The organism is Maricaulis sp. (assembly GCF_039978735.1).
Taxonomy (GTDB): Bacteria; Pseudomonadota; Alphaproteobacteria; order Caulobacterales; family Maricaulaceae; genus Maricaulis.
This window is the reverse complement of record NZ_JBDWAS010000051.1, coordinates 18,991-44,676: the sequence shown is the minus strand read 5'-3', so window position 1 is coordinate 44,676 and position 25,686 is coordinate 18,991. Positions and strand designations below refer to the sequence as shown.

Below are 25,686 nucleotides of genomic sequence, written 5' to 3'. Positions count from 1 at the left end.
ATCGGACCAGATGTTTGCGGACCGAAACTGGACACGTGATGACTGACAATACGCCGAACCTCTTTCCCGCCGGCGGCGCGCCGGCAGCCCGGGCCCAGGACTTCGCCAATTCGGAGATGTTCCAGAAACTCTTCCGGGAGGGCATGGACCTGGTCGAGGAGACGGCAGCCTATCTGGACGGGCCGGGGCGCGACGACTCCAAGTCGCTCGACCGCGCCGGCGCCCTGTCCTACGCCACCGAGAGCATGAAGCTGACCACGCGCCTGATGCAGGCCGCCTCCTGGCTGCTGGCCCAGCGCGCCGTGTCCGAGGGCGAGATGTCGGCCCACGACGCCACGGACGGCAAATACCGCCTGTCCCGCGACCGTCCGACCGACGGGCTCTGGCCGGAGGGCGAAACGCCTCCGACGGTGCTGATGGATCTCGTGCGCCGCTCGCGCTCGCTCTATGACCGCCTCAAGCGCATCGACGACAATCTCTATGTCGACGGGCCGCTGGAAATGGACACCAATCCGGTTGCCGACCAGATCGCCATGCTGCGCGGGGCCTTCGGCGAGCGCTGACGCCCGTCCACCCACGCCATCAGGCAAAGAAAAAGGCGCGCTCCTTTGCGGAGCGCGCCTTTTCTCTTGGCGTCTTGGAAGGACGGCTTACACGAAGCCCTTGAACTTGTCCTTGAAGCGCGAAACACGGCCGCCACGGTCCATCAGCTGCTGATTGCCGCCGGTCCAGGCCGGGTGGGACGTCGGATCGATGTCCAGGGTGAGCACGTCGCCTTCCTTGCCCCAGGTCGACTTCGTCTGGAACTCGGTACCGTCCGTCATCTTCACGGTGATGACGTGGTACTCGGGATGGATATCCTTTTTCATCGGTCCGGCTTTCTCTTGATCCGCCGCGCCACCCGATTACGTTGCCGGGCACGCAGCTCATATAAACTCAGGAGCGCGGGTCTATACAGGAAGGCCAGCGCCAGAGCAACCACCGCCATGTGTTGCAGGGACAAGGTCTCCGGGCTTGCCTGACCAGCCGATAGACGTGATCCTCCCGCCACATCGTCAAGAGGGGAGAAGAGCTTGAAAAATCTGATCTGCGGCCTCGCCCTGCTGGTTGCCGCAACGGCACCCAGCCTGGCTCAGGACACCACCGCCGGCAGCGACAGCAACAGCGCAACGCCCATCCATTTCGGCACATCCCACGAGATACGCTCTTCCGTCCTCGGCGAGACACGGACGGTGAATGTCTGGCTGCCGCCGCAGCACGACACCGCGGAAACGCCCTACACCGTGCTCTATCTGATCGATGGCGGGGTGGAGCAGGACTTCCCCCATATCGCCGGCCTCGCCCAGCTCGGCGTGATCTCCTGGCAGTATGAGCCGCTGATCGTGGTCGGCATCGAGACCACCGAGCGCATCCACGAGCTGACACCCGCGCCCGCGGACGCGCGCTACCGCGACCAGTTCGACACGTCCGGCGGAGCCGAAGCCTTCCGGGCCTATATCGCGCAGGACGTCATCCCCTTCATCGAGGCGACCTATCGCGTCGGCGAGCGCCGGGCCGTGATCGGGGAAAGCCTGGCAGGGCTGTTCATCGTCGACACCCTGCTCGAACAGCCGGATCTGTTCGACGACTATATCTCGGTCTCTCCCAGCCTGTGGTGGGACGATCAGGCCGTCGCCGGACGGGCCGCCGAACGTCTGGCCGCCGCCGACCATTCGGATACGCGCGTCTACCTGACGATGGGCGATGAGGGCGGCACGATGCAGGCCGGACTCGATACGCTGCTTGCGGCCCTCGACGCTGTCGAAGGCGCGCCGGAATACCGCTATGTCGACCGCCGCGAAACCGAGACCCACTCGACCATCTATCACGGCGCCGCGCTCGATGCCCTGCGCTGGCTCTATCCTTACCCGCCCTACGATTATGGCGCTACGCCCTGGTATCTGATCGAGGGCGGCCAGCCCGATGACGGGAACGAGTAGCGACCGGGCCGCATCCGCATTGATATACACATTCATCGTGCGTATGTTCTTCGGATCAACGAGAGCAATGCGCGATGAAGTATGAGCAGCCTGCCCCCCGCAAACGCGTCAATCTGACCGTGCGCGAAGACATCATGGCGGAAGCACGCGCGCTGGGTCTGAACACCTCTCGCGCGGCGGAGGCCGGCATCGAGGCGGCGGTTCGCGAGGAGAAGGGCCGCCGCTGGCGCGAGGAAAACCGCGAGGCGATCGAGGCGCACAATCGCCGTATCGAGCGGGAAGGCCCCTTGCTGGGCACACCATGGTGGGCCGAGCCCAGGGACGACTAGGTGGCGCGCTTCGATGTCTACCGCCCGACCGGTCTGCCGGCCCGGCTGGCCGTGGATGTGCAATCGGATGTCCTGAGCGATCTCGACAGTCGTGTCGTCATCCCGCTTCGCGCGTTCGACCCGTCAACGGGAGAAGCCGTGTACAAGCTGATGCCCGTGCTCGGTATCGAAGGTCAGGACTACCTGCTCGTGACGACCGATATCGCCATGGTGCCGAACCGTCTTCTGGGACGCCCGATCACGAATATCGAAACCGAACACCGCGACACGATCACCGCTGCGATGGACTTCCTGTTTCAGGGCTATTGAGCGGAGAGTTCATTCCATCGGCTCGACGGCAAGCAAGTCGCCCCATTCAGCGATACGCTGACACAGAAAGGGCTGGGAGGCCGGAGCCGTTCTTTCAGCCTGATCGAAAAATTCGTCGGTCAGACTCACAGAGTGGAAAATGTAGGCAACCGACGCCCCAGAATACCGGGTTTCGACAACGTAGTTCTCTATCCAAACTCGCTCGAAGCGTTCCGAGAAGATCTCAATGCAACGTTGGGGGTCGTTCGCAAAGGCACCATGAGCAATCGAACCCGTATGATTCTCATTCGCCGCTATCAGCGCACGTGCTCGAAACGCCTCGCGAACGTCCTCAACACGTTCCTCGCTGATCGCCGCAGGTTCAGCCGGTTCGACGAGTTGACCGAACGCCAGCGCCAAAACCATCCCAGAGATCATATCTGCTCCTAACGCGAGGTCAGCTTCAGCTCGATGCGGCGGTTGCGGGCATTGGCCTCGGCCGACCGGCCTTCCGCGATCGGATGGTTCTCGCCGAAGCCGGCGGCGACCAGGCGCTCGGACGGCACGCCGAGATCCTCGAACCATTGTACGACCGAGATCGCACGCGCGGCCGAGAGATGCCAGTTCGACGGATAAGTCGTGCGGATCGGCACCGGATCGGTATGCCCGTCAATGCGGATCACCCAGTCGATATCGCCCGGGATCTCGTCGGTCAGCTGGATAATGGCATCGGCGATGGGCCGCAGGCTTTCGCGCCCCTCACTCGACAGCGCCGCCGAGCCGGACGGGAAGAGGACATCGGTCTCGAAGACGAAACGGTCGCCGACGATGCGAACGCCGGTGCGGTTGCCGAGAATCTCGCGCAGCCGGCCGAAGAAGTCGGAGCGGTAGACCGCCAGTTCGGCCGCGCGTTCGGCAAGGGCGGCGTTGAGACGCTCACCCAGATTGATCACCTGGGCCTCGGCCTCCTCGGCACGTTGTTCCGAGGCCTCCAGGGCAGCATTGAGCGAGGCGATCTGGTCGCGCAGAACCTGCATCTGCTGGTTCAGCAAGGCGAGCGCACGGCGGCTCTCCTCCGACATTTCCTCTTCCGCCGCGAGATCGGACTGCAGGCTTTCCACCCGGCCCGTCGCAAGGGTCAGCGCGTCTTCCAGCGCATCGCGCTCTTCGCGCAGCCCGCTGATGCGCACTTCCAGCGCCGCATTCTCGTCGCGGGCCAGATTGAGCTCGTCGGCGAGTTGGGACAGGCGGGCATTGAGATCGGCCAGCTGGTCGTCACGGCTGGTCAGCGCGCGCGACAGCGCGAACTGGCCGGCGACGAAGATCGACAACAGGAAGACGATGACCAGCAGCAATGTCGCCAGCGCATCGACGAAGCCGGGCCAGTGGTCGCCGTTGTCGGCTTCCTGGAAACGCGCAAACCGGGGCGAAGCCATGGCTTATTCCCCTCCCCGCTCCCGCGATTGCAGGGCACGGATGAACACCCGCAGCTCGTCGCGCAGGGCCCGCACGCCCTCCTCGTTCGACGCCCGGCTGTCTTCGGCAAAGCGCTGCAGCGTGGTGTCGAGCTGGCGGGTATGGCGCTCCAGCGTGTGCGCGAGCCGGTCGAGGGTTTCCGCCGTCTGCTCCAGAAGGGCGCCAACATAGGCCGAGGAAACCTCGCCATCGCCCGCCGATGCCGGACCGGCAGCCGCCAGGCGCGAGATCGAGGACAGCCATTCCTCGATCTCGTTGTAGAAACGGTTCTGGGCGCGGCTGGCCTGAAGATCGAGAAAACCGATGACCAGCGAGCCGGCCAGGCCGAACAGGGATGAGGCGAACGCCGTGCCCATGCCCTGGATCGGGTCCTCGATGGCCGACATCAGGCGCAGCACGTCGGCTTCCGCACCTGTCGCGCTTTCCGTCACCGCCCGCACGGCCTCGCCGACATCGGAAACGACCTGCAACAGGCCCCAGAATGTGCCCAACAAGCCGAGAAAGATCAGCAGGCGGCCGAAATAGCGGGTGAAGGCGCCGGCTTCCGACATGCGGGCCCCGACCGAGTCGAGCACGGTCCGCACCGAGCCGGCAGACAGCGAGACCCGGCCGTCGGCCTGACCGATCATCGAGGCCATCGGCGCGATGAGTGCGGGCGGGCGCGGCAGGCTGGACGGGTCTTCCGAGGAGCGGAAACGCACGAGCCAGCGAGCCGCCGGTCCGATCCCCAGTGCCTGGGCATAGGTGTAGAGAACGCCGATGACGAGGACGGCCAGGATCAGCCCATTGATCGCCGGATTGGCCCGGAACGCCGCTCCCAGCGGCTCGATCAGGAACAGCGCGATGGCCGCCACCGCCGCCGTGAACAGCGCCATCCAGACGATATACCGCCAAGGTCCGGTAAAGCGCACCGCCGGTGCGGAATGCGTGCGATCGTTCCGGTCGAGAACAGGCATGCCTTCCCCTCGTGTCAGCTCCAGCCCTTCCTTACCCCGGATTGGGACATTTTGGAGGCGAGGTCAAAGCCTGCCTGCCGCCGGGTGCGCGGGCGTCCTGCAGCACCTTATTCCAGATCGGAATTAATGGAATTCCAAAAGGCGAATTAAATCCGCAAGGGAGAGAACATAACTGTCTGCCATCGCGCGGCAGACCCGCCGCCGGACCTGACAAGCCGATGGAGTCTTCCGATGACCGATACCTCGCCCCGCCACATCCTCCGCGTCGATGCCAGCATGCGCCGGGAGGGCTCGCACAGCCGCGTCCTCGCCGATCGTGTGATCGATCGCCTCACCACACGGCGCCCGGACACCCGTGTCACGGTGCGCGATCTTGCAGACGGGTCGATGCGCCTCGTCGATGAGGCCTGGATCGGCGCGAACTTCACCGATCCCGCCCAGCGCAGCGACGACCAGAAGGCCGCCCTGGCCTTCTCCGACCGGCTGGTCTCGGAATTGCGCGCCGCCGACACGATCGTGATCACGGTGCCGATCTATAATTTCACCATTCCGGCCTCACTGAAGGCCTGGATCGATCTGGTCGCCCGGGCCCGGGAAACCTTCCGCTATACCGAAGCCGGCCCGGAAGGCTTGCTGACCGGCAAGCGCGCCATCCTGGTCTATGTCTCCGGCGGCGTTGCAGCCGGCAGCGAGACCGACTTCGCCACGGACTACATGAAGCATGTGCTGAATTTCATCGGCATCACCGATGTCGAGATCATCGATGCCGGACAGCTGATGTTTGCGGAAGCCGAAAAGCTCGAAGCCGCGCACGCCCGGATCGAGACGCTGGCGGCCTGAAGCGTGATCAGGTGAAGGAGCAGAACCGGTTCCGCAGGAAGCGATCCTGCCCTAGACCGACGCTTTCTTCAGGCGTGCGGTGAGTTCGGCGAGCATGTCCTCGTTTCCGGCCGCGATATTGCCGGTGCGCAGGATGTCCTCGCCGCCATCGGCTTCGGCCACGAAGCCGCCGGCCTCTTTCACCAGTACGATACCGGCCGCGATATCCCAGGATTTCAGATTGCGCTCCCAGAAACCGTCATAGCGGCCGGCCGCGACCCAGGCGAGGTCGAGAGCCGCAGATCCCATGCGGCGGATACCCGCCGTGTGGGGCATGATCTGGTGCAGTTCCTTGAGGAAGCGGGCATGGCCGGTCTTGCCCATGAAGGGCATGCCGGTGGCGATCACGGCCTCGTCGAAATGCTTGCGACTGGCCACGCGCAGACGGCGGTCCGACAGCCAGGCGCCGCGGCCCTTCTCGGCGTGGAACATCTCGTCCGTGGCCGGATTGTAGATCACGCCGGCGACCAGCTCGCCCTCGCGCTCCAGCGCGATGGAGACGGCAAAGTGCGGCATGCCGTGCAGGAAGTTCAGCGTCCCGTCCAGCGGATCGACGATCCAGCGGTGGGAGCGGTCGGTGCCCTCGACCACGCCGCGCTCTTCCATCAGGAAGCCGTAACCCGGGCGGGCCTGGGTCAGGCGGTCATAGATGATGTCCTCGGCCTTCTTGTCCGCGATCGAGACGAAGTCGGCCGGACCCTTGCGGGACACCTGCAGGTGCTCGACATCACGGAAATCGCGATTCAGCGAACGCCCGGCGCGGGCGGCAACTTCGGTCATCACGGTCAGGAGAGGAGAGAGGGCACCCATGCCGGATCAGTCCGCGCGGCGGACGTAGGAACCGTCCTCGGTGGCCACGATGATCTTCTCGCCGATACCGACGAAGGGCGGCACGGAAGACCGCACACCGTTGGACAGGATGGCGGGCTTGTAGGAGTTGGCGGCCGTCTGGCCCTTCACGACCGGCTCGGTTTCGGCCACTTCCAGCGTCACGTGCTGGGGCAGGGAAATGCCGATCGGACGATCTTCGTGGAATTCCACAACGACGGTCATGCCTTCCTGCAGGTAGGCCGCGCGGTCCTCGCCGACGAAATCCTTCTGCAGCTCGATCTGCTCATAGCTCTCGGAGTCCATGAAGGTCAGCATGTCGCCGGTATCGAACAGGAAGGTGTGATCCTTCTGCTCCAGACGCACGCGCTCGACCTTGTCGGCGGCGCGGAAGCGTTCGTTCAGCTTGCGGCCATCGAGCAGGTTCTTCAGCTCGACCTGGGCGAAAGCGCCGCCCTTGCCCGGTTTCACGTGGTCGGTCTTCACCGCAACCCACAGCGTGTCCTGGTGCATCAGGACGTTGCCGGGCCGGATTTCATTGCCGTTGATCTTCATGCCGTCACCTTGGGGCAATAAGCGGAACAGCGGCCGGATGGCCGCGAGGTGGCGCTCTCCTATCAGCGAGGACAGGGAACGGCAAGCGCGGTGCCGCAATCGGCTCAGTCGCCCGCGCCAGCCTCGCGGACACGCGCCTGGACTTCCAGCGGCAGCGCACGTTCGAGTGCAGCCTGCAAACGGTCACGGTCGCGATTGTGGACCGGTGCGCCCAGCGCATCGGCGCCGGCCGCGACGACCCAGCGATAGGCCGCCTCGAGATCCTGCTCGACACCATCGCCCTGGGCCAGCACGAAGGCGTAGAGGAACTGGCTTTCCGCATCGCCGCCGCGCGCGCCCTGGCCGAACCAGTGCGCCGCGAGCTCGGCATCGGCCTCGCCGCCGCGGCCCTGATAGAGCATGAGGCCGTACTGGCCCTGGGCCGGCGGATAATTGCTTTCCGCGGCAATGCGCAACCAGCGCCTGGCTTCGGCATCGTCCTGCTCGCCGCCCTCGCCATCGGCCCACATCATGCCGGCCTGGAAAGCGCCTTCGGCGAGATTGGCGTCGGCTGCCCGCTCGTACCAGATACGCGCGCCTTCGGCGTCACGCTCGCCGCCCTCGCCGGCATCGAGCATCTGGGCGAGCTGGTACATGCCCTCGGCCGATCCCTGCTGCGCCGCCCGTTCCGCCCAGCGCCGGGCCGACTGGCCGTCCTGCGGGACCGACGAGGCTTTCAGCGCCAGCGCATAGGCAACCATGGCGTCGATATGACCGGCCCGGGCAGCACGCTCGAACCAGCGGCGCGGTTCGCCCAGGTCGAGACTGTCATCGCCCAGCCGGGCCAGCAGGCCGAGCTGGTAGAGCGCAACGGGGTGATCCTGCTCGGCCGCCCGGCGGAACCAGCCCACGGCCGCTGTGATGTCGGCCTCACCGCCGCGTCCGTCGCGGGCCATCAGGCCTGCCAGCGCTGCAGCGTCGGTAATACCGAAAACGGCGGCCGTCTCGGCATAGCGGCGGGCGAGGTACCAGTCCTCGCCGACAAAGGCCATCTGGGCGCGATACCAGGCTTCCTGGGCGGGGGTCATGCCGGTGGGGACCTCGGCGGTCTCGGCATCGAAATCGCCGGCCTGCGCTTCGCGCTGCACGTCTTCGGGCAGCAGGATCAGCTCGTCGGGAAATGCCGCAGCCGGGTCCTCCTGCGCGTGAGCGGCGGAGAGGACGGCAAGGCAGGCGGCGGTCAGGACGGATCGGATCATGGCGTCTCTTTCAGCGCGACGCAGGGGTGCCGGTCAAGTGACATAGCGGTCACATGGCGCACTCACAGGTGCCCGCTCAGCGGCACACTTCGTTGAACGCCTGCACTGCAGCGGCGGGTCCGTCGGGATGGTTCCAGACACCGCCGGAAACGGCGAGGAAGTCGGCCCCCGCCTCGACCAGCGGCGCGGCATTGCCGACTGTGATCCCGCCGATCGCGACACATGGCAGTTCGAACAATTCGGTCCACCAGGTCAGGAGGCCCGGCTCGGCCTGCGTCGGGGCATCCTTGGTCGAGGTCGGGTAGAAGGCGCCGAAGGCGACATAGTCCGCCCCCGCCTCGCCGGCGACCATCGCCAGATGCCGGCTGTCATGACAGGTCACGCCGACCGTGCGGTCCTTGCCCATGATCGCGCGGGCAGCCTTCACGGTCCCGTCCTGCTGGCCGATATGGACACCGTCGCAGCCCAGTTCGGCGGCCAGTTCCGGATCGTCATTGAGGATTACGGCAACGTCGCGGGCATGGGCGGCCTCGATCAGGGCCGGCGCCAGGGCGCGGACCTCGTCGCGGGAATGATCCTTCAGGCGGATCTGCAGTGCCGCCACCTCGCCGCCATCCAGCGCTTCGGCCAGGCGGGCAGCGAATGTCTCGTCGATACGGGACGGGGTGATCAGGTAGAGCGCGGTCGTCATGCCGGCTCTTCTGGCAGCTCGCCCTGCAGCCGACAACCGTTTTCAGCGCCCGCCATTGCGCGCGGGCCAAATCGTCGCCGCGCCTACGTTCAGCTTCCCTTCATCTGCATTATGTGAGAAGCACGCGTACGGGATGGTCGTGGACCGCCCGATTGTTTTCTCGCAGGGGGATTTCATGTCCATCAAAACCATTTTCGCTGCCACGATTGCCGCTGCCGCGGTCGCCGGCGTTGCCGCCGCCCAGGACTGGTCGCAAAGCCCGACTTTCGGCCAGACCACGCTGACGGCCGGCTTCGCGCCGGACCCGTACACGGTCTCCATCACCGCGGGCGGCAATATCGACGCCAGCTCCTCGCTCGGCGGCTCTTGCCGCGGCATGATCGCCAACGCACCGGACTACCGCCTGCACTACAATGCCGGCAGCCTGCCGCTGTATATCGGTGCCCGTTCGAACGCCGACACGACCATCGTCGTCAACGCGCCGGACGGCTCCTGGTACTGCAATGACGACAGCAACGGCCTGAACCCGATGGTGTCCTGGTCGAACCCGCCGTCCGGCCAGTACGACATCTGGATCGGCACCTATGGTTCCGGCAGCGGCATGGCCTCGGCCACGCTGACCATCTCCGAGCTGGGCAACTAGTCCACCGGCGATATCCGAAACGAGAACGGGGCCCCGCGGGGCCCCGTTTTTTTGTCTGAAGAGGGACGTGTACCTCAGGTACGCGTCCCTGGAAGAACCTCTTTCTTCCGCCTCGGCAGGCCCTGTTTCGGGCAAGAGCGGGCGGGTGCCGCCGGCGAACGGCTTGCCAAGAACATAGACCCGCCGTGACCCTCAATGCACGCCGCCAGCCAGGTCCTTGCGGGGCACGTACCGCAGGTACATGTCCCTCGAGCTTACGCCGTTTCCTTCTCCATCGCCGCGTCCCATTCGCCGAGCGAGGCGAGGCCGTTCATGCGGGCGCGGTGGTTGAAGGCGGCCTGGCCTGCAGCGACATTCTCGGCCTTGCCGGCCCAGGCCTTCAGCGGTGCGGCCTGCAGGGCGCGGCCATAGGAGAAGGTGAGCGGCCAGGGCAGGTCATAGCTGGCATTCATGGCGTTGAGATGGGCCGTAGCCTCCTCGTCGCTTTGCCCGCCCGAGAGGAAAGCAATGCCCGGCACGGCGGCCGGCACGCAATTGGCCAGGCACTGGACGGTCATGTCGGCGACTTCCTCGATGCCCGCACGGTCGTCGGCAGTGGTGCCGGAGATCACCATGTTCGGCTTCAGGATCGTGCCTTCCAGCACGACGCCCTGGTCGAACAGTTCGCGATAGAGGGTTTTCAGCGCGAATTCGGTGACTTCATAGCAGCGCTCGATCGAGTGGTTGCCATCCATGATGACTTCCGGCTCGACGATCGGAACGATATTGGCTTCCTGGCACAGCGCCGCATAACGGGCCAGGGCGTGCATGTTCACATTGATGCAGTACTGGCTGGGCACGCTGTCATCGCCGTTCTGGCCGATATTGATCACGGCGCGCCATTTCGCGAAGCGGGCGCCGAGCTCGTAATAGTCGGCCAGGCGGTCGCGCAGGCCGTCCAGGCCCTCGGTCACGGTTTCGCCCTCGGCGCCGGCCAGCGCCTTGGCGCCGGTATCGACCTTGATGCCCGGGATCGCGCCGGCATTGCGGATCAGCTGGACCAGCGTGGTGCCGTCCTTGGCGCTCTGACGGATGGTCTCGTCGTACAGGATGACGCCGGAGACATGCTCCTTCATCGCCATTTCGGTGCGGAACAGCATTTCGCGCCAGTCGCGGCGATTGTCAGGCGTGTTGTCCAGGCCGATCGAGACAAAGCGCTTGCCGATCGTGCCCGTCGACTCGTCCGCCGCGAGAATGCCCTTGCCCGGCGCCACCATGGCACAGGCTGTTTCGTTGAGTTGATCGAGATCCATCGCGTCTACCCCAGCTTCAAATACCGATTGGCGGACCGCCGCGGTCCGCCCGTTTACCCTCGGGCCCTTTTAGTACGCCGGGCCCGGCTTGCCCACCATCGACCGGCTCAGGCCGCGACGCCAGTCTCATCCTTGAGGACACCCACGCCCGGCAGGGCCTTGCCTTCCATCCACTCCAGGAAGGCGCCGCCTGCCGTGGAGATGAAGGAGAAATCATTCGACACACCGGCCTGGTTCAGCGCCGCCACCGTGTCCCCGCCACCGGCAACCGCCACGAGGCCGCGTTCCTTGACGGCCGTTGCTGCCTGCTGCGCAGCCGCCACGGTCGCGGTCTCGAAGGGCGGCGTCTCGAACGCGCCCAGCGGACCGTTCCAGATCAGCGTCTTTGCCTCTTCCATCGCCATGGCGAGCGCCACGACAGTGGCCGGACCGCAATCGAGGATCATCTCGTCATCGGCGACATCATTGACCGCGGCCAGACGGGTTTCCGGGTTCGGCTTGAATTCCTTCGCCACCACCACGTCGGAGGGCAGCATGATGCGGCAGCCGGATTCCTCCGCCGTTGCGAGAATGGCGCGGGCCGTATCGACCAGATCCTTCTCGCACAGGCTGGCGCCGACACGGATACCCTGGGCGTGCAGCAGCGTGTTGGCCATGCCGCCGCCGACAAACAGGATGTCGACCTTCTTCACCAGGTTCTTCAGGAGATCCAGCTTGGTCGAGACCTTGGCCCCGCCCACCAGGGCGATGACCGGGCGTTCCGGCGCTTCCAGCGCGGCGACCAGATGGTCGATCTCGCGCTGCATGGCGAGACCCGCATAGGCCGGCAGCAGGCGCGCGACACCTTCGGTCGAGGCGTGCGCACGGTGGGCGGCGGAAAAGGCGTCGTTGACATAGATGTCGCCGAGATCGGCGAGATCCTTGGCAAACGCCGGATCATTGGCTTCCTCGCCGGCATGGAAGCGCGTGTTCTCCAAGAGGAGGACATCGCCCGGCTGCATGTCGGCCACGGCCGACAGGGCCTCGTCGCCGGTGGTCTCGGTGCAGAAATCCACCGCCACGCCCAGAAGATCGGCCAGCGGCTGGGCCACCGGCTCCAGCGACATCTCGGCCACGCGCTGCCCCTTGGGACGGCCGAAATGCGCCAGCAGGATCACTTTCGCGCCGGCACCGGTGAGATGCTCGATGGTCGGGATGGCCGAGACCAGACGCGTGGCGTCGGTCACCTGCCCGTCCTTCATCGGCACGTTGAAGTCGACACGCACGAGGACGCGCTTGCCGGCGACCTCCGCGTCCTGGATCCGGCGGATCTGCGTCATGATCAAAGGCCCCGAGCGCGATCTAGAGGTATTTGCCCATGGCGACAGCAGTGTCGATCATGCGGCAGGCGAAACCCCACTCATTGTCGTACCAGGTCATGACGCGCGCGAGGCGTTCGTCGACCACATTGATCTTGTCGATCGCGACGATGGAGGAGCGGCTGTCGTGATTATAGTCGATGGAGACGAGCGGGATGCTGTCATAGCCCAGCACGCCCTTCATCGGGCCATCGGCTGCGGCCTTGACGGCCTCGGCCAGCTCTTCCGCGGTCGTGGCGCGGCCCGGCGTGAAGACCAGGTCGATCAGCGACACATTCGGGGTCGGCACGCGGACCGAGGCGCCGTCGAGCTTGCCGGCGAGTTCCGGCAGCACCAGACCGACGGCCTTGGCGGCACCGGTCGTGGTCGGGATCATCGACATGGCCGCCGCACGGGCGCGGTGCAGGTCCTTGTGATTGCGGTCCAGCGTCGGCTGGTCGCCGGTATAGGCGTGGATCGTCGTCATGTGGCCGCGCTCGATGCCGACGGCATCGTTGAGCACCTTGGCGACCGGTGCGAGACCGTTCGTGGTGCAGGACGCGTTGGAGACGACGAGATCGTCGGCCGACAGCTGGTCGTGGTTCACGCCGTAGACGATCGTCTTGTCGGCATTCTTGGCCGGCGCCGAGCACAGCACTTTCTTGGCGCCGGAGCTCTCGATGTGCGCCATCGAGGCTTCCTTGGAATTGAACTTGCCGGTGCATTCCAGGACGATATCGATGCCCAGATCCTTCCAGGGCAGTTGCCCCGGATCGCGGTTCGAGACTTTCTGGATCTTGCCGAAACCGGCATCGATCCAGTCGTCGCCGACCTTGATCTCGCCGGGATAGCGGCCATGCACGCTGTCATACTTCAGGAGGTGCGCATTGGTTTCCGGCGTCGAGCTGTCATTGATCGCCACAACCTCGATCTCGCCCCAGCGCTTCTCTTCCAGGACGGCACGCAGTGCCAGGCGGCCGATACGGCCAAAGCCGGTAATCGCAACGCGAAGAGCCATGCTCACAATTCTCCATGCAGCACGCCGGAAGGGAGATTCCCGGCCAGATTTTGGCGCGGATTTAGCGGCCTTTCGGTCCTGCGTCCACCGATGCGGTGCGGCAAATGGGTCCGGAAGGGATATTTTTCATTCCGCCCGCGGAGCAATCACAATTGCCGGATGCAGCGTGAGCAACAAAAGCCCCTTCGGCAAACCCCCGGAAAGCCGGAATAATTTTTCGTGGTAACGTTACCGTTTGCAGGGTTGGGTCCCGGCCGGGCGCTCGCATCGCCGGTCCGCGGTGCGCAGCAGCTCCCGCAGGCGAGGACTTGAAATGCTGCCGCCCCCCTGCGAGAACCCTTTTCAACAGTTGATCAACACGTCAAGGGCAGGCGCGCAACACATGAAAGTAATCGTTCTGGGCGGAGACGGCTTCTGCGGATGGCCGACGGCGCTTCACCTCTCCAATCTCGGTCACGATGTCGTCATCGTCGACAATCTGTCCCGGCGCATGATCGACGTCGAGCTGGAGGTCGACAGCCTGACGCCGATCCGTCCGATGTCGGAACGTCTGGCGGCCTGGAAGGAAGTCTCCGGCCGCGACATCAAGTTCGTGAACATGAATGTCGGCAAGGACTACCAGGAGCTGGTGGACCTGATCGAGGCGGAAGCGCCGGATACGATCATCCATTTCGCCGAACAGCGCGCCGCGCCGTATTCCATGAAGTCGGCGCGCCACAAGCGCTACACCGTCGACAATAATCTCAACGCCACCAATGACGTGCTGGCTGCGATCGTCGATAGCGGCCGCGACATCCACCTCGTCCACCTCGGCACGATGGGCGTCTATGGCTATGGCACGGCCGGGATGAAGATCCCCGAAGGCTATCTCAAGGTGAAGGTGGAAACGGAGCACGGCCTGCAGGACCAGGAAATCCTGTATCCGGCCAATCCGGGTTCGATCTATCACATGACGAAGACCCAGGATCAGCTCTTCTTCCATTTCTACAACAAGAACGACAAGGTGAAGATCACCGATCTTCACCAGGGCATCGTCTGGGGCACCCAGACCGAAGAGACCAAGCGCGACGAACGCCTGATCAACCGGTTCGATTATGACGGCGATTACGGCACCGTGCTGAACCGCTTCCTGATGCAGGCCGCCGTGGGCTATCCGATGACCGTGCACGGCACGGGCGGCCAGACCCGCGCCTTCATCCACATCCAGGACACGGTGCGCTGTGTGCAGCTGGCGGTCGAAAACCCGCCGCAGCACGGCGAAAAAGTGCGCATCATGAACCAGATGACCGAGACGCACCGCGTGCGCGATCTGGCGAAGATGATCGCCGATCTCGCCGGCGCCGAGATGCAGCTGGTGCCGAACCCGCGCAATGAGGCCGACGAGAACGAGCTGCACGTCGAGAACGACACCTTCCTGCAGATGGGCCTGAAGCCCACCACGCTGGCCGACGGCCTGATGGAAGAAGTCACCGACATCGCCCGCAAATATGCCGAGCGCTGCGACAAGACGAAAATCCCCTGCATCTCCTACTGGGGCAAGGGCCGCGAGGAAGCCGCCGAAAGCGTCAAGACGGCCGCGGAGACGGCGGCGGAGTAGCGCTTCCGCTTACCGGAATGCAAAAGGGCGCCCGATGCGGCGCCCTTTTTTCGTGTGCCGGCCATCACACTCTCAACCCTCCCCATCCCCTAACGTCATTCCGGCGAAAGCCGGAACCCAGTCGACCTTTTTTGTCGTGTCGGTCGTCACACTCTTAACTCCCCCCGTCCTCTATCGTCATTCCGGCGAACGCCGGAACCCAGTCGAACGGTCGTTCTGGGTCCTGACTGAAGCCCGCGCCCGCGAAAGCGGGTGTCAGGATGACGGTATGCGAGTGGGAAACTGCTTGAAAGCAGGCCTTGACCAGAAGTTGGACAGACCAAATTTGAGCGTCATTCCGGCGAAAGCCGGAACCCAGTCGAGCAGCCGGTCTAGGTCCTGACTTTCGTCAGGATGACGGTGTCGGGAGGTATGAAACCGTTTGAGACAAGTGATCGCTCACTTGTCAAACCGAACTTCACCGTCATTCCGGCGAAAGCCGGAACCCAGTCGGTCGGAAGGTCTGGGTCCTGACTTTCGTCAGGATGACGGTCTGTGAGTTTGAAGCCGTTTGAGGCCAGAAATCAACCAGCCCCTTACCCCTCCAGCACCCGCACCAGCTTCTCCATGAACACGCAGCACTGATCGAGCTGGTCAATCGCCACAAACTCATCCGGCTGGTGGGCCTGGGAGATCGAGCCGGGGCCGCAGACGACGACGGAGAGGCCCGCGGCCTGGAACTGGCCGGCCTCGGTGCCGTAGGAGACGACGCGGGTGGAATTGTCGCCGGTGAGCTGGCGGGCCAGGCGTTCCGCGGCGCCGTCGACTTCCGGGGCGAAGGCCGGCACGTCCGAGCGCACCTTGATCTCGATCCTCGCCTCCGGCGCGCCCTCGCGCATCTTCGCCTCGATCGCGGCGGCGCGCTCGCGCAGGCCTTTCTCGATGGCCTTCACATCATCCCAGGGCGCCGGGCGCATCAGCGAGGCGAATTCGGCTTCCAGCGCCAGGATGTTCAGCGCGGTCCCGCCCTGCATCTGGCCGATGGTCAGCGTGCCATAGGGCGGGTTGAACGGGCTATCGGCCGGCGCCGCAGCCTCCATCTTCTCAGCCGCGTCGACCAGATACTGCATCAACGGCACGGCGTGGGTGACAGCGCAGGCGCCATCCTTGACCAGCGAGGAATGCGCTTCGCGGCCGCGCAGTTTCACGGTCAGCGAGAACAGGCCCTTGTGCGCCGTGACGACCTTCATGTCGGTCGGCTCGCCGACCACCACGATGGCGGGTTTTACCGGGCCCTCCATGATCCGGTCGATCAGGGCCGGCGCACCCAGACAGCCCACCTCCTCGTCATAGGAGAGCGCGATATGCACCGGCTTTTTCAGCTCCGCCGCGGCAAAGGCCGGGGCCAGGGCGAGGATGCAGGCCGAGAACCCCTTCATGTCGCAGGTGCCGCGGCCATAGAGCAGCCCGTCCTTCTCGGTCAGCGACCAGGGATCGGTCGACCAGGGCTGGCCGTCCACCGGCACGACATCGGTATGGCCGGACAGGATCACGCCGCCATCCACCGCCGGACCGAAGCGCGCATGCAGATTGGCCTTCGTGCCGTCGGCATTGGGAATGCGCTCGCACACCGCCCCCAGCGCGGCCAGCTTGGCCTCGACATGGTCGATCAGCGGCAGGTTGGAATTGCGCGAAGTGGTGTCGAAGGCGACCAGATCGCGCAATTCGGCGATGGCAGTGTCGAGACGGGAGGAGGCAGCGGCCATGAGAGCAATCCGATTTATATTGTCGCCAACGTGTTAGCCGGGTTTTTACGGCAAAGACAAATGCGAGTCCGCCCCGGACGCGATCTTGGGCACAGTCGCCCGGTTCGACTGGGACATGTGGGCGATGATCGCGAAGCTGGCAAACCGGATGATGATGTTCGCGCGGGCAACGCGCGGCAATGTCGCGATGATCTTCGCGCTGGTGCTGACGCCCCTGACCGTGCTGTCGGGCGGTGCCGTCGATCTCAACCAGGCGCTCAATGCACGCACCCGCCTGTCCCAGGCGCTGGATGCGGCCGCGCTGGCCGTCGGCGTGCAGACCTCGATCAGCGAGACCGACGCCGCCGCGCTCGCCCACGACTTCCTGCAGGCGAACTATCAAAACCGCGAGATCGGCAGCGTGCAGAACCTCGTGGTGACGCTGGACACGGTGAATGACCGGGTGCGGGTCAGCGCGGAGTCGAAGGTCGAGACCATCGTACTCGGCCTGATCGGCATCCCCTATCTCACGGTCGGCTGGGAGACCGAGGTCCAGCGGGCGCGCAGCGAGCTGGAACTGGTCATGGTGCTCGACAATACCGGCTCCATGGGCGGCTCGAAGATTTCCAGCCTGCGCTCGGCCGGCCTGCTGCTGACCGATATCCTGTTCGACGGCGCCGATGCCGGCATGCTGCGGATCGGCCTGGTGCCCTTCTCCTCGACGGTGAATGTCGGCACCCGGTTCGAGCGCGCCTGGTGGATGGATCCGGACGGGCTGTCGCCGGTGCATTCGGAGAATTTCAGCCCGGCCGCCAATCGCTGGGACATCTATGACACGATCCGCAATCGCGACTGGACGGGCTGTGTGGAAGCGCGGCCGATCCCGCACGATATCGAGGACACCCCGCCCTCGGCCGGCGATCCGGAAACCCTGTTCGTGCCCTATTTCGCACCGGATGAATCCGACCGCGGCTCCTATTCCAACGATTATCTCGACGACGATATGGGCGGGTATGACGAGCGGGCGCGCATGCGCAACACGTCGAAATACACCAATGCCTGGATCTCCGGCGCCGGTCCGGGCTGGGGCTGCACTGCCCGCCCGATCACGCCGCTCACGAGCCATCGCGGCACGATCGACGATGCGATCGGCGACATGATCGCCAATGGTACGACCAACATCCCCAACGGGATCGGCTGGGGTGTGCGCGTGCTCTCGCCCGGCGAGCCCTTCACCGGTGGCTCGGCCTTCGACGAAGAGGACACGATCAAGGCCATGGTCGTGCTGACCGATGGCGAGAACGTCATCAATGGCCGGTACAACCAGAATTATTCCGACTATTCCGGCTATGGCTATGCGCGCGACGGCCGGGTCGGGGTCGTGTCGTCGAGCTCGGGCACGCTGTCCAACGCGCTCGACGCGCGCACGCTGGCCGCCTGCGAATACGCCAAGTCGCTGGGCATCCGGGTCTACACGATCACCTTCCAGGTCAACTCGACCTCGACCCGGAACATGATGCGCGACTGTGCCAGCACCCCCTATCTCTACTTTGACTCGCCCTCGGAAGCGGCCTTGCGCAGCGCCTTCGAGATGATTGCCGGCGACCTGACCAATCTGCGCCTCTCCCGGTAGGCGCTTAACCCTCCGGAAACCCTGCGGGATAACGTGCCCTTAATTCAGAACCGCTAGCATTTTAGCGAGTTCGAACGGGATTCCGTCATGCTGCTTGCCAGGCTGTTGAAAAATCTGGGCGCATTCCTCGCCGACCGGCGCGGCAATGTGGCCATGATCTTCGCGCTGTCGCTGATGCCGATCACGCTGCTGGCGGGCGGTGCCGTCGACCTGAACCAGGCCATGACTGCTCGGACCCGCCTGTCGCAGGCGCTCGACGCCGCCGCGCTCGCCGTGGGCGTGAATACCAGCCTGTCCAACGCCGATGCCCTGCGCATCGCGAACGATTTCATCGCCGCCAACTATCCCAACAATCGCGTCGGCACGGTGACCAGCGTCACGGTGGTGATCGACGACGACACAGACACGGTGACCGTGACCGGCGAGGCCACGGTGAACACGATCATGCTCGGCCTGGCCGGGATCGACCATCTCACGGTCGGCTGGGAGAGCGAGGTCCAGCGGGCCCGTCAGCGGCTGGAACTGGTCATGGTGCTCGACAATACCGGCTCGATGGGCGGCTCGAAGATCCGCTCGCTGCGCGACAGTGCCGAGCTGCTTACCGAAATCCTGTTCGAGGCCGCCGACGAACCCTCCGACGTGAAGATCGGCCTCGTGCCCTTCGCGGCGACGGTGAATGTCGGCACCCAGTATGAGCGCGCCTGGTGGCTCGATCCGGACGCCCTGTCCCCGCAGCACGCCGAATGGGCCGGCCCCAATGGCGAGATCGAGACCGAGACCTGTTCGGGCTGGGGTTGGCGGCGGCGCTGCGAGACCGAGACGATCGAGGTCAATCACTGGGACCTCTTCGACGAGCTGCGCAATGCCGACTGGGCCGGATGTGTCGAGGCGCGGGCGCTGCCGTACGACATCGACGACACAGCGCCGAGCAATGGCAATCCGGCTACACTTTTCGTCCCCTATTTCGCACCGGACGAGCCGGACAGTGGCTGGTATTCGAACAGCTATCTGAATGATGGCGTCGGCGGCAGTGCCGAAGACCGGATGACGAATATCGACAAGTATGACAACGCGTCGGTCTGGTCGAGCTATCCCAACCGGTCCTGCACGACGACGCCGATCACGCCGCTGACCTCGAACCAGCGCACGGTCGAGAACGCCATCGGCGACATGGAAGCCAGCGGCAACACCAATATTCCCAACGGTATCGGCTGGGGCATCCGCGTCATCTCGCCGGGCGAACCCTTCACCGAGGGCACGGGCTACGACAATGACGAGGTCATCAAGGCCATGGTGATCCTGACCGATGGCGACAATGTCATGTCGGGCCGCAACACAAATCTGATGTCGGACTACGAGGCGTATGGCTATGCCCGCGACGGCCGTCTGGGCATCCGCACATCCAGCGGCGGCGTGCTGTCGAACGAGCTCGACGAGCGAACCGAAGCCGCCTGCGATTATGCCAAGGCCCAGGGCATCCGCGTCTACACGATCACCTTCCAGGTCAATTCAAGCTCGACCCGCAACATGATGCGCGACTGCGCCTCGCATCCCAGCCTGTATTTCGACTCGCCGTCGAACCAGGCCCTGCGTGACACGTTCGAGATGATCGCCGGCGACCTGACGAATCTGCGCCTGTCGCGCTAAAGCGCGATCAGGTGACGTGGGAACCGGTTCACCGGTTCGACCACGCGATCGCACGGGGGGTCAGGAGCAGAACCGGTTCCACAGGAAACGATCCTGCTCCAGTCGGTCTAGCCGGCGTCGTCGGCGGGACCGGCCTCGCTGTTTTCCGCTTCAGGTAGACCCACCAGCTCGAGCTGGAAGACCAGCGCCTGGTTGGGGCCGATCGGGCCGCCCGGCGTACCGCGCACGCCATAGCCCAGATCCGGCGGGATATAGAGTTCCCAGGTCTCGCCGACCCGCATCAGCGGCAGCGCCTCGACCCAGCCGCGGATCAGGCGGTCGGACGGGAAGGTCGCCGGCTGGCCACGCGAATAGGAGGAGTCGAACTCCTCGCCATGCGGGAACAGGCCGCGATAATGGACCGTCACCAGATCGCCGCGTTCGGGCGAGAGGGCATCCTCACCGGCCGACTGACGGATGCGGAAGACAAGGCCATTGTCGAGCTCGAACACGCAGCGTTCCTCGCGGACACTGTCGAGATAGGCCGTCGCTGCGTCGATATTCTCCTGTGCGCTCGGACGGCTTTCCGGCGCGTCTATCGTCAGGATGGCGGTATCGTCCGGCGTGTTGCAGCTGCGGGCCCGGGCGATGGCTTCCTCGTCCGTCGCCGGCGGCGGCGTCGAACAGGCAGCGACCAGTCCCAGAACACAGACACTCGTCAACCAGCTGAATTTTTTCATCTCTCAAACCCTCCGAGCACTCACTCGCCGTCACGCGGCAGGATAGTAACGCGCCAGCTGTCCTGCGGTTGCAGATAGGTCTCGGCGAGCGCCACGAGATCCTCACGCGTGATGCTCTCATAGTCGGCGGTCAGGGCACGGATCCGCTCCAGCCGGTCGGGATGCGACCAAGACTGTGCCAGCCAGCTCATCCAGGCGCCATTGTTCTCGAACGCATTCTCGATCTGCTCAAGCAGCGGCCGGCGGGCCCGCAACACTTCGTCCTCGGTGATCTCGCCCGCGGCAAGATCGGCCGCCAGCTCCTCGATCGCGGCATAGGTCGCATCGACATTCTCGACGCGGACATCGGCACCGACATAGAGATAGCCGTAATCGGGATAGACGTCGGACGTGTTGGTGTTGTTGAAGGCCGAATAGGTGAAGCCCTCCTGCTCGCGCAGACGCTCGGTCAGCTTGAGATCGAACACGGCCCGCAGCAGCGACAGGGCCCGCGTGCGGCGCGGATCGCTGTCGTCGAAGGTCGGCCAGTAGACATTCGCCATCGCCTGGTAGTCCGGACCGTTGTGATACAGCACGACAGGCTCTTCTACCGGGTCCGGGAAGCGGATGGTGCGGGCCTCGTCATAGTCCGGCCAGCTCGCCGCCCGTTGCGGCAGCGCACCGAGCGTCGGGGCCAGCGCCGCGACGAGATCCGCCTCGGACACATCGCCGACCACGGTCACCTCGATCGGCGCCTCGTCCAGGGCCGGCTCCAGGAAGGCCTGGACGGCGGCCATGTCGATGGCAGCAACCTGCTCGGGGTCGGGCAGGCCATAGCGCGGATCGCCGCCCCGGATCATCCGCGTGACATCCGCCTGCAGCACGCCGGACGGCGAGGAATAGAGATTACGGCGGATTTCCGGGATGACGGCGCGGAACTGGTCCAGACCTTCCTGGCGCCAGCCCGGATCTGTCAGGAAGGCGGTGAGAAGATCGAACTGCACCCGCAGGTCCGACGGCGTCGTCGTGGCCTGGAAGGAGAAGCTGTCATCGCCCACGCCGAAGCCGTAGCCGATATTGCGGCCGGCCAGGACACGGCCAAGCTCGTCCTCACTGTGCTCGCCCAGACCGGCCGAGGTGAAGACCGAACCGGAAATGATGTCGACACCGTCCAGCGCCCGCGGCTCAAGCTCGCCGCGGCCGAAGTCCAGACGCACCCGGATCGAGCCGTCCTCGAAATCGGTCTGCTTGAAGGTCACGGCGACGCCATTCTCGAACCGGAAGCGCACCAGGCCGAGATCCTCGATCTCCTCGCGCGAGACCACCTCGCCGGCCGGACCGAAATCGCCATAGGCAAACTCGGTTGCGCCGCTGTCTTCGGGAGCCTCGACGGGCTGCTCGCGGCTTTCCGTCCAGACCTGCCGGATTTCATCTTCCGGATTTTCCAGCTCCATCGGCGAAGCCAGATAGAGGAGCGGCTCCACACCCTCCCACTGCTCGCGGAAGGCCGCATTGACAGCCTCGACGGTGACATCGTCCAGCGACGCCTCGAACCGCTCCAGCATGGAGGCCGGCGTGGTGAGCACCTGGTCCTGGCGCCACATCGACCAGGTCTGGTCGGCGAGATTGGCGCTGGTGCGCGTGCCGGCCTGGTCAGCCGCATCGCGCAGGGCGGTGCTCATATTGGCGATCTGCTCGGCGAGCTCGGCCTCGGTGAAACCATGCTCGACGGCACGCCGCAGCTCCTGCTCGACCACCGCAATACCGTCCTGCCACTGGTCCGGACGCATGATGGCCAGCACCGTGGCCCGGTCGGCAATCTCGAAATCGGAACCGTGATTGGCCGAGGCCTGGATCAGCGGCGAGGTACCGGAACTGGTCAGCGTCGCAAAGCGGCGCGACAGGATGGCATCGCCCAGATTGGCCAGATTGTTCTCGAAACGGGCCTGGGTGGTGTCCAGCTCGTCCTCATGAGGGCGTACGGCATCGACCGTGAAGATGGTGTAGATTTCCGGATCGTGGAAATAGCCCACCGACAACGGGCGCTCCTCGGTGACGGATCCGACATCCGGATCGCCGCGCGGGTCCTCGATGGACTGCCAGTCGGCGAACTCATCGCGGATCTTGGCCTCGATCGTGTCCGGATCGACATCGCCGACAACGACCAGCATGCCGCGCTGCGGCACGTAGTAATTCTCGTAATAATCAACAAAGCGCTCGCGCTGAGCAGTCTCGATCACATCGACCGTGCCGATGGCATCGCGGTCGGGCACCAGCGAATCGGGCAGGCGGAAGCGCCACAGCGCCGTGTTCCAGCGGCGGATCGGCGTGTTGCGGAAACGCTCCTCGGACAGGATGACGCCGCGCTCGCGATCGATCGCCTCACTGTCCATCAGGAGTTCACTCGCGGTCTGGCGCATCAGGAAGAGCGCCGTATCCACCGTTTCCTCGTCCACCTCGGGAATGTCGAGCTGATAGCCGACCGTCTCATAGCCGGTGAAGGCATTGGTATCGGGACCGAATTGCAGGCCGTGTCGCTCGAGCAGCGGCACCATCTCGCCCTCGGGCACTTCGGTGGAGCCGTTGAAGGCCATGTGCTCGATGAAGTGGGCCAGACCGCGCTGGTCCTCCGCTTCCGCGAGCGAGCCGACATTGAAGACCAGACGGACGGAAGCAACATTCGGCGGCGTGTCGTTCTGGCGGATGGCATAGCGCAGCCCGTTGTCGAGCTGGCCGTAGCGTACATCCGGATCGGCCGGCAGGTCGGAGACCTCGTGGACCCAGGTATAGTCCTGTTCCTGCGGCGTCTCGGCAGACGGCTGGCAGGCCACAAGAAATGCGGCCATCGCGATCAGCGATACGCGCTTGAATACTCCGGACACTGGACCTTCCGACATGAGGCTCCCCCTGTTTGCAGGGGGCCGAGCCTAGCGATCTGCAGCCGCAAGTCGAGTGAAAGCCCTGTCAGAGTGCAGTCGCGTGATGCAGATCACGCCTCGACGGGATCGTGTTCGGCAACCCAGTGGCCCGGCACGACTTCGACCAGCTCGGGGCGATATTGCTCCGCATCCGGATCGTCGACCAGCTTCGACTTCATGAAGCGCAACTGGGCCCGGGTATCCATCGGCGAAGGCAGTTCGCCATCCAGCTTGATGCGGACCTTGTTCTTCTCGACCTTCGGATCGGGCACCGGCACGGCGGAAATCAGCGCCTGGGTATAGGGGTGGCGCGCATCCTCGTAGATCTGGTCGCGATCGGCCATTTCCACCACGCGGCCCAGATACAGCACCATCACGCGGTGCGAGATCTCGCGGACGACGGACAGGTCGTGCGAGATGAAGATCATCGACAGGTCCATTTCCTGCTGCAGCTTGATCAGCAGTTCGACGATCTGGGCCTGGATCGACACGTCGAGCGCGGACACCGCCTCGTCGCAGATCACCAGTTTGGGCTTCAGGATCATCGCCCGCGCGATACCGACGCGCTGGTTCTGGCCGCCGGACAATTCGTGCGGATAGCGGTTGATCATGTTCGGATCGAGCCCGACGCGCTTCATCATCTCGCGCACGGCTTCGGTCCGGGCCTTCTTCTTCATCGACTTGCGGAAGATGAGCATGGGTTCCTCGATCGAGGCACCGATGGTCATGCGCGGATCGAGCGAGGCGAGCGGGTCCTGGAAGACGATCTGCAGGTCTTCGCGCGCCTTGCGCATATCGTTCTTCTTGAGGCCGAGCAGGTCGCGGCCGATCCAGGACACCGTACCGTCCGCCGACGGGACGAGGCGCAGGACAGCGCGCGCGAGGGTGGACTTGCCGCAACCGGATTCGCCCACCACACCCAGCGTCTCGCCGGGTTTCAGATCGAAGCTGATACCGTCGACGGCACGCAGCGTCTTGTATTGCGGCTGCAGCCCGCCGGAGACGCGGATCGGGAACTGTACCTTGACGTCGGCGACCGACAGCAGCGGTTCCGCATCGGCCCCGGCGGCGACCGGCGCCAACGGTGTGTGACCGGGCCGGTCCGGCTGGTCGAGGCGCGGCATCGCATCGAGCAGCATGCGCGTATAGGCATTCTGCGGCGCGTCGAAAATCTCTTCCGCCGTGCCTTCCTCGACATAGACGCCGTCCTTCATCACCTGGACGCGGTCGGCCATGCGCGCCACCACACCCATATCGTGGGTGATCAGGGCCAGCGCCGCACCGGTATCGCGCTTCAGCTCGTCCATGATGTCCAGAACTTCGGCCTGGACCGTCACATCGAGCGCCGTGGTCGGTTCGTCGCAGATCAGCAGGTCCGGCTCGCACAGCATCGACATCGCGATCATGACGCGCTGGCGCATGCCGCCCGAGAGTTCGTGCGGATATTGTTTCAGGCGGCGCGCGGCCTCAGGGATGCGCACCCGGTCGAGCCATTCCAGCGCGCGCCTTTCGGCGTCGGCGCCATTCATCTTCATGTGAATGCCCAGCACTTCCTGCATCTGGGCGCCGATGCGCATGTGCGGCGTGAGCGAGGTCAGCGGATCCTGGAAGATCATCGTCATGTGACGGCCGCGCACACTGTTGAGCTGGTGCGGCCGCAGGCCGAGGATTTCCTTGTCGCGATACTTGATCGAGCCCGCGGCCTGGCCATTCGAGGCCAGCAATCCCATCGCGGCGAGGAAGGTCTGGCTCTTGCCCGACCCCGACTCGCCGACCACCGCCAGGCACTCGCCGGGATCGATCTTCAGCGACACGCCCTTGACCGCATTCACAGTACCATCCGGCGTATCGAAGGCCACCGTCAGGTCGGAAACCTGCAGTATGGGCGCAGTATCCTTGCGGATGCCTCCTGTGTCGGACAAAGCACAACTCCTCAAACACACGCTCGAAACGGGGGAGC

General features: G+C 64.8%; 24 protein-coding genes. 9 read left to right on the top strand and 15 right to left on the bottom strand.

Annotated elements, in window-relative coordinates; genetic code table 11:
- Positions 1–38: 38 nt before the first annotated feature.
- Positions 39–563, top strand: coding sequence for a DUF1465 family protein (locus ABJO18_RS15205; protein ID WP_348508822.1), 525 nt, complete (start codon positions 39–41; stop codon positions 561–563).
- An 87-nt stretch (positions 564–650) separates the two neighbouring features.
- On the opposite strand, the gene rpmE is transcribed toward ABJO18_RS15205, so the two are convergent.
- Positions 651–869, bottom strand: a complete 219-nt coding sequence (rpmE, locus tag ABJO18_RS15200; protein ID WP_348508821.1) for a 50S ribosomal protein L31 — start codon at positions 867–869, stop codon at positions 651–653.
- Positions 870–1,073: 204 nt separating this feature from the next.
- Here rpmE and ABJO18_RS15195 point away from each other — a divergent pair, with 204 nt between their 5' ends.
- From ABJO18_RS15195 to ABJO18_RS15185, 3 genes are all read left to right on the top strand, one after another.
- Entirely contained in the window at positions 1,074–1,979 is a 906-nt protein-coding gene (locus tag ABJO18_RS15195) for an alpha/beta hydrolase-fold protein (RefSeq protein WP_348508820.1), read from the top strand.
- 74 nt (positions 1,980–2,053) lie between these two features.
- On the top strand, positions 2,054–2,308 hold the full coding sequence (locus tag ABJO18_RS15190; protein WP_348508819.1) for a type II toxin-antitoxin system CcdA family antitoxin: 255 nt from the start codon (positions 2,054–2,056) through the stop codon (positions 2,306–2,308).
- Positions 2,309–2,617 carry a CcdB family protein gene (locus tag ABJO18_RS15185; RefSeq protein ID WP_348508818.1) on the top strand — a complete coding sequence of 103 codons (309 nt, stop codon included), beginning with the start codon at positions 2,309–2,311 and terminating at the stop codon, positions 2,615–2,617.
- Positions 2,618–2,626: 9 nt separating this feature from the next.
- On the opposite strand, the gene ABJO18_RS15180 is transcribed toward ABJO18_RS15185, so the two are convergent.
- The 3 genes from ABJO18_RS15180 to ABJO18_RS15170 are packed head-to-tail and all read right to left on the bottom strand — an operon-like array spanning position 2,627 to position 5,028.
- On the bottom strand, positions 2,627–3,034 hold the full coding sequence (locus ABJO18_RS15180) for a hypothetical protein (protein ID WP_348508817.1): 408 nt from the start codon (positions 3,032–3,034) through the stop codon (positions 2,627–2,629).
- Positions 3,035–3,042: 8 nt separating this feature from the next.
- Positions 3,043–4,032 carry a peptidoglycan-binding protein gene (locus ABJO18_RS15175; RefSeq protein WP_348508816.1) on the bottom strand — a complete coding sequence of 330 codons (990 nt, stop codon included), beginning with the start codon at positions 4,030–4,032 and terminating at the stop codon, positions 3,043–3,045.
- A 3-nt stretch (positions 4,033–4,035) separates the two neighbouring features.
- Positions 4,036–5,028: a hypothetical protein gene (locus ABJO18_RS15170; protein ID WP_348508815.1), complete on the bottom strand. Its 993-nt coding sequence runs from the start codon at positions 5,026–5,028 to the stop codon at positions 4,036–4,038.
- A gap of 231 nt (positions 5,029–5,259) precedes the next feature.
- Between ABJO18_RS15170 and ABJO18_RS15165 the strand changes: the two genes are divergently transcribed.
- Positions 5,260–5,868 (top strand): NAD(P)H-dependent oxidoreductase, encoded by a 609-nt coding sequence (locus ABJO18_RS15165; RefSeq protein WP_348508814.1) that lies wholly within the window; start codon positions 5,260–5,262, stop codon positions 5,866–5,868.
- Between the two features lie 51 nt (positions 5,869–5,919).
- Here the strand turns inward: ABJO18_RS15165 and ABJO18_RS15160 are convergent, their stop codons facing one another.
- From ABJO18_RS15160 to thiE, 4 genes are all read right to left on the bottom strand, one after another.
- Complete coding sequence (locus tag ABJO18_RS15160; protein WP_348508813.1) at positions 5,920–6,717, bottom strand: inositol monophosphatase family protein; 798 nt, start codon at positions 6,715–6,717, stop codon at positions 5,920–5,922.
- Positions 6,718–6,723: 6 nt separating this feature from the next.
- The gene (gene efp, locus ABJO18_RS15155) at positions 6,724–7,290 is read right to left on the bottom strand and encodes an elongation factor P (protein ID WP_271186942.1); all 567 of its coding nucleotides are present in this window, start codon (positions 7,288–7,290) and stop codon (positions 6,724–6,726) included.
- 104 nt (positions 7,291–7,394) lie between these two features.
- Positions 7,395–8,528, bottom strand: a complete 1,134-nt coding sequence (locus ABJO18_RS15150) for a hypothetical protein (RefSeq protein WP_348508812.1) — start codon at positions 8,526–8,528, stop codon at positions 7,395–7,397.
- Between the two features lie 76 nt (positions 8,529–8,604).
- Positions 8,605–9,219 carry a thiamine phosphate synthase gene (thiE, locus tag ABJO18_RS15145; protein WP_348508811.1) on the bottom strand — a complete coding sequence of 205 codons (615 nt, stop codon included), beginning with the start codon at positions 9,217–9,219 and terminating at the stop codon, positions 8,605–8,607.
- Positions 9,220–9,394: 175 nt separating this feature from the next.
- Here thiE and ABJO18_RS15140 point away from each other — a divergent pair, with 175 nt between their 5' ends.
- Positions 9,395–9,862 (top strand): peptidase S1, encoded by a 468-nt coding sequence (locus ABJO18_RS15140; RefSeq protein WP_271186939.1) that lies wholly within the window; start codon positions 9,395–9,397, stop codon positions 9,860–9,862.
- Positions 9,863–10,116: 254 nt separating this feature from the next.
- Here the strand turns inward: ABJO18_RS15140 and ABJO18_RS15135 are convergent, their stop codons facing one another.
- The 3 genes from ABJO18_RS15135 to gap form a co-directional block, all read right to left on the bottom strand.
- Entirely contained in the window at positions 10,117–11,154 is a 1,038-nt protein-coding gene (locus tag ABJO18_RS15135; RefSeq protein WP_348508810.1) for a class I fructose-bisphosphate aldolase, read from the bottom strand.
- A 107-nt stretch (positions 11,155–11,261) separates the two neighbouring features.
- Positions 11,262–12,473 (bottom strand): phosphoglycerate kinase, encoded by a 1,212-nt coding sequence (locus ABJO18_RS15130; RefSeq protein ID WP_348515991.1) that lies wholly within the window; start codon positions 12,471–12,473, stop codon positions 11,262–11,264.
- Between the two features lie 22 nt (positions 12,474–12,495).
- Complete coding sequence (gene gap / locus ABJO18_RS15125; protein WP_348508808.1) at positions 12,496–13,509, bottom strand: type I glyceraldehyde-3-phosphate dehydrogenase; 1,014 nt, start codon at positions 13,507–13,509, stop codon at positions 12,496–12,498.
- Positions 13,510–13,891: 382 nt separating this feature from the next.
- Between gap and ABJO18_RS15120 the strand changes: the two genes are divergently transcribed.
- Positions 13,892–15,106 carry an NAD-dependent epimerase/dehydratase family protein gene (locus tag ABJO18_RS15120; RefSeq protein WP_348508807.1) on the top strand — a complete coding sequence of 405 codons (1,215 nt, stop codon included), beginning with the start codon at positions 13,892–13,894 and terminating at the stop codon, positions 15,104–15,106.
- Between the two features lie 575 nt (positions 15,107–15,681).
- Here ABJO18_RS15120 and argE read toward each other — a convergent pair.
- The gene (gene argE / locus ABJO18_RS15115) at positions 15,682–16,851 is read right to left on the bottom strand and encodes an acetylornithine deacetylase (protein WP_348508806.1); all 1,170 of its coding nucleotides are present in this window, start codon (positions 16,849–16,851) and stop codon (positions 15,682–15,684) included.
- An 85-nt stretch (positions 16,852–16,936) separates the two neighbouring features.
- On the opposite strand from argE, the gene ABJO18_RS15110 reads away from it, so the two are divergent.
- Both ABJO18_RS15110 and ABJO18_RS15105 read left to right on the top strand, forming a co-directional pair.
- Complete coding sequence (locus tag ABJO18_RS15110) at positions 16,937–18,463, top strand: TadE/TadG family type IV pilus assembly protein (RefSeq protein WP_348508805.1); 1,527 nt, start codon at positions 16,937–16,939, stop codon at positions 18,461–18,463.
- A gap of 87 nt (positions 18,464–18,550) precedes the next feature.
- The gene (locus ABJO18_RS15105; protein WP_348508804.1) at positions 18,551–20,110 is read left to right on the top strand and encodes a pilus assembly protein; all 1,560 of its coding nucleotides are present in this window, start codon (positions 18,551–18,553) and stop codon (positions 20,108–20,110) included.
- A gap of 107 nt (positions 20,111–20,217) precedes the next feature.
- Here the strand turns inward: ABJO18_RS15105 and ABJO18_RS15100 are convergent, their stop codons facing one another.
- The 3 genes from ABJO18_RS15100 to ABJO18_RS15090 form a co-directional block, all read right to left on the bottom strand.
- On the bottom strand, positions 20,218–20,829 hold the full coding sequence (locus ABJO18_RS15100; protein ID WP_348508803.1) for an FKBP-type peptidyl-prolyl cis-trans isomerase: 612 nt from the start codon (positions 20,827–20,829) through the stop codon (positions 20,218–20,220).
- Positions 20,830–20,849: 20 nt separating this feature from the next.
- Positions 20,850–23,705 (bottom strand): insulinase family protein, encoded by a 2,856-nt coding sequence (locus ABJO18_RS15095; RefSeq protein WP_348515990.1) that lies wholly within the window; start codon positions 23,703–23,705, stop codon positions 20,850–20,852.
- Between the two features lie 92 nt (positions 23,706–23,797).
- Positions 23,798–25,648 carry a dipeptide ABC transporter ATP-binding protein gene (locus tag ABJO18_RS15090; protein ID WP_348508801.1) on the bottom strand — a complete coding sequence of 617 codons (1,851 nt, stop codon included), beginning with the start codon at positions 25,646–25,648 and terminating at the stop codon, positions 23,798–23,800.
- Between the last annotated feature and the right edge of the window lie 38 nt (positions 25,649–25,686).

What these genes read in the sequence shown, in the direction of transcription:
- ABJO18_RS15205 (WP_348508822.1), top strand. Translation starts at nt 39, where the DNA reads ATGACTGACAATACGCCGAACCTCTTTCCCGCCGGCGGCGCGCCGGCA.
- rpmE (WP_348508821.1), bottom strand. Translation starts at nt 869, where the DNA reads ATGAAAAAGGATATCCATCCCGAGTACCACGTCATCACCGTGAAGATG.
- ABJO18_RS15190 (WP_348508819.1), top strand. Translation starts at nt 2,054, where the DNA reads ATGAAGTATGAGCAGCCTGCCCCCCGCAAACGCGTCAATCTGACCGTG.
- ABJO18_RS15180 (WP_348508817.1), bottom strand. Translation starts at nt 3,034, where the DNA reads ATGATCTCTGGGATGGTTTTGGCGCTGGCGTTCGGTCAACTCGTCGAA.
- ABJO18_RS15175 (WP_348508816.1), bottom strand. Translation starts at nt 4,032, where the DNA reads ATGGCTTCGCCCCGGTTTGCGCGTTTCCAGGAAGCCGACAACGGCGAC.
- ABJO18_RS15170 (WP_348508815.1), bottom strand. Translation starts at nt 5,028, where the DNA reads ATGCCTGTTCTCGACCGGAACGATCGCACGCATTCCGCACCGGCGGTG.
- ABJO18_RS15165 (WP_348508814.1), top strand. Translation starts at nt 5,260, where the DNA reads ATGACCGATACCTCGCCCCGCCACATCCTCCGCGTCGATGCCAGCATG.
- ABJO18_RS15160 (WP_348508813.1), bottom strand. Translation starts at nt 6,717, where the DNA reads ATGGGTGCCCTCTCTCCTCTCCTGACCGTGATGACCGAAGTTGCCGCC.
- efp (WP_271186942.1), bottom strand. Translation starts at nt 7,290, where the DNA reads ATGAAGATCAACGGCAATGAAATCCGGCCCGGCAACGTCCTGATGCAC.
- ABJO18_RS15150 (WP_348508812.1), bottom strand. Translation starts at nt 8,528, where the DNA reads ATGATCCGATCCGTCCTGACCGCCGCCTGCCTTGCCGTCCTCTCCGCC.
- thiE (WP_348508811.1), bottom strand. Translation starts at nt 9,219, where the DNA reads ATGACGACCGCGCTCTACCTGATCACCCCGTCCCGTATCGACGAGACA.
- ABJO18_RS15140 (WP_271186939.1), top strand. Translation starts at nt 9,395, where the DNA reads ATGTCCATCAAAACCATTTTCGCTGCCACGATTGCCGCTGCCGCGGTC.
- ABJO18_RS15135 (WP_348508810.1), bottom strand. Translation starts at nt 11,154, where the DNA reads ATGGATCTCGATCAACTCAACGAAACAGCCTGTGCCATGGTGGCGCCG.
- ABJO18_RS15130 (WP_348515991.1), bottom strand. Translation starts at nt 12,473, where the DNA reads ATGACGCAGATCCGCCGGATCCAGGACGCGGAGGTCGCCGGCAAGCGC.
- gap (WP_348508808.1), bottom strand. Translation starts at nt 13,509, where the DNA reads ATGGCTCTTCGCGTTGCGATTACCGGCTTTGGCCGTATCGGCCGCCTG.
- ABJO18_RS15120 (WP_348508807.1), top strand. Translation starts at nt 13,892, where the DNA reads ATGAAAGTAATCGTTCTGGGCGGAGACGGCTTCTGCGGATGGCCGACG.
- argE (WP_348508806.1), bottom strand. Translation starts at nt 16,851, where the DNA reads ATGGCCGCTGCCTCCTCCCGTCTCGACACTGCCATCGCCGAATTGCGC.
- ABJO18_RS15105 (WP_348508804.1), top strand. Translation starts at nt 18,551, where the DNA reads ATGCTGCTTGCCAGGCTGTTGAAAAATCTGGGCGCATTCCTCGCCGAC.
- ABJO18_RS15100 (WP_348508803.1), bottom strand. Translation starts at nt 20,829, where the DNA reads ATGAAAAAATTCAGCTGGTTGACGAGTGTCTGTGTTCTGGGACTGGTC.
- ABJO18_RS15095 (WP_348515990.1), bottom strand. Translation starts at nt 23,705, where the DNA reads ATGTCGGAAGGTCCAGTGTCCGGAGTATTCAAGCGCGTATCGCTGATC.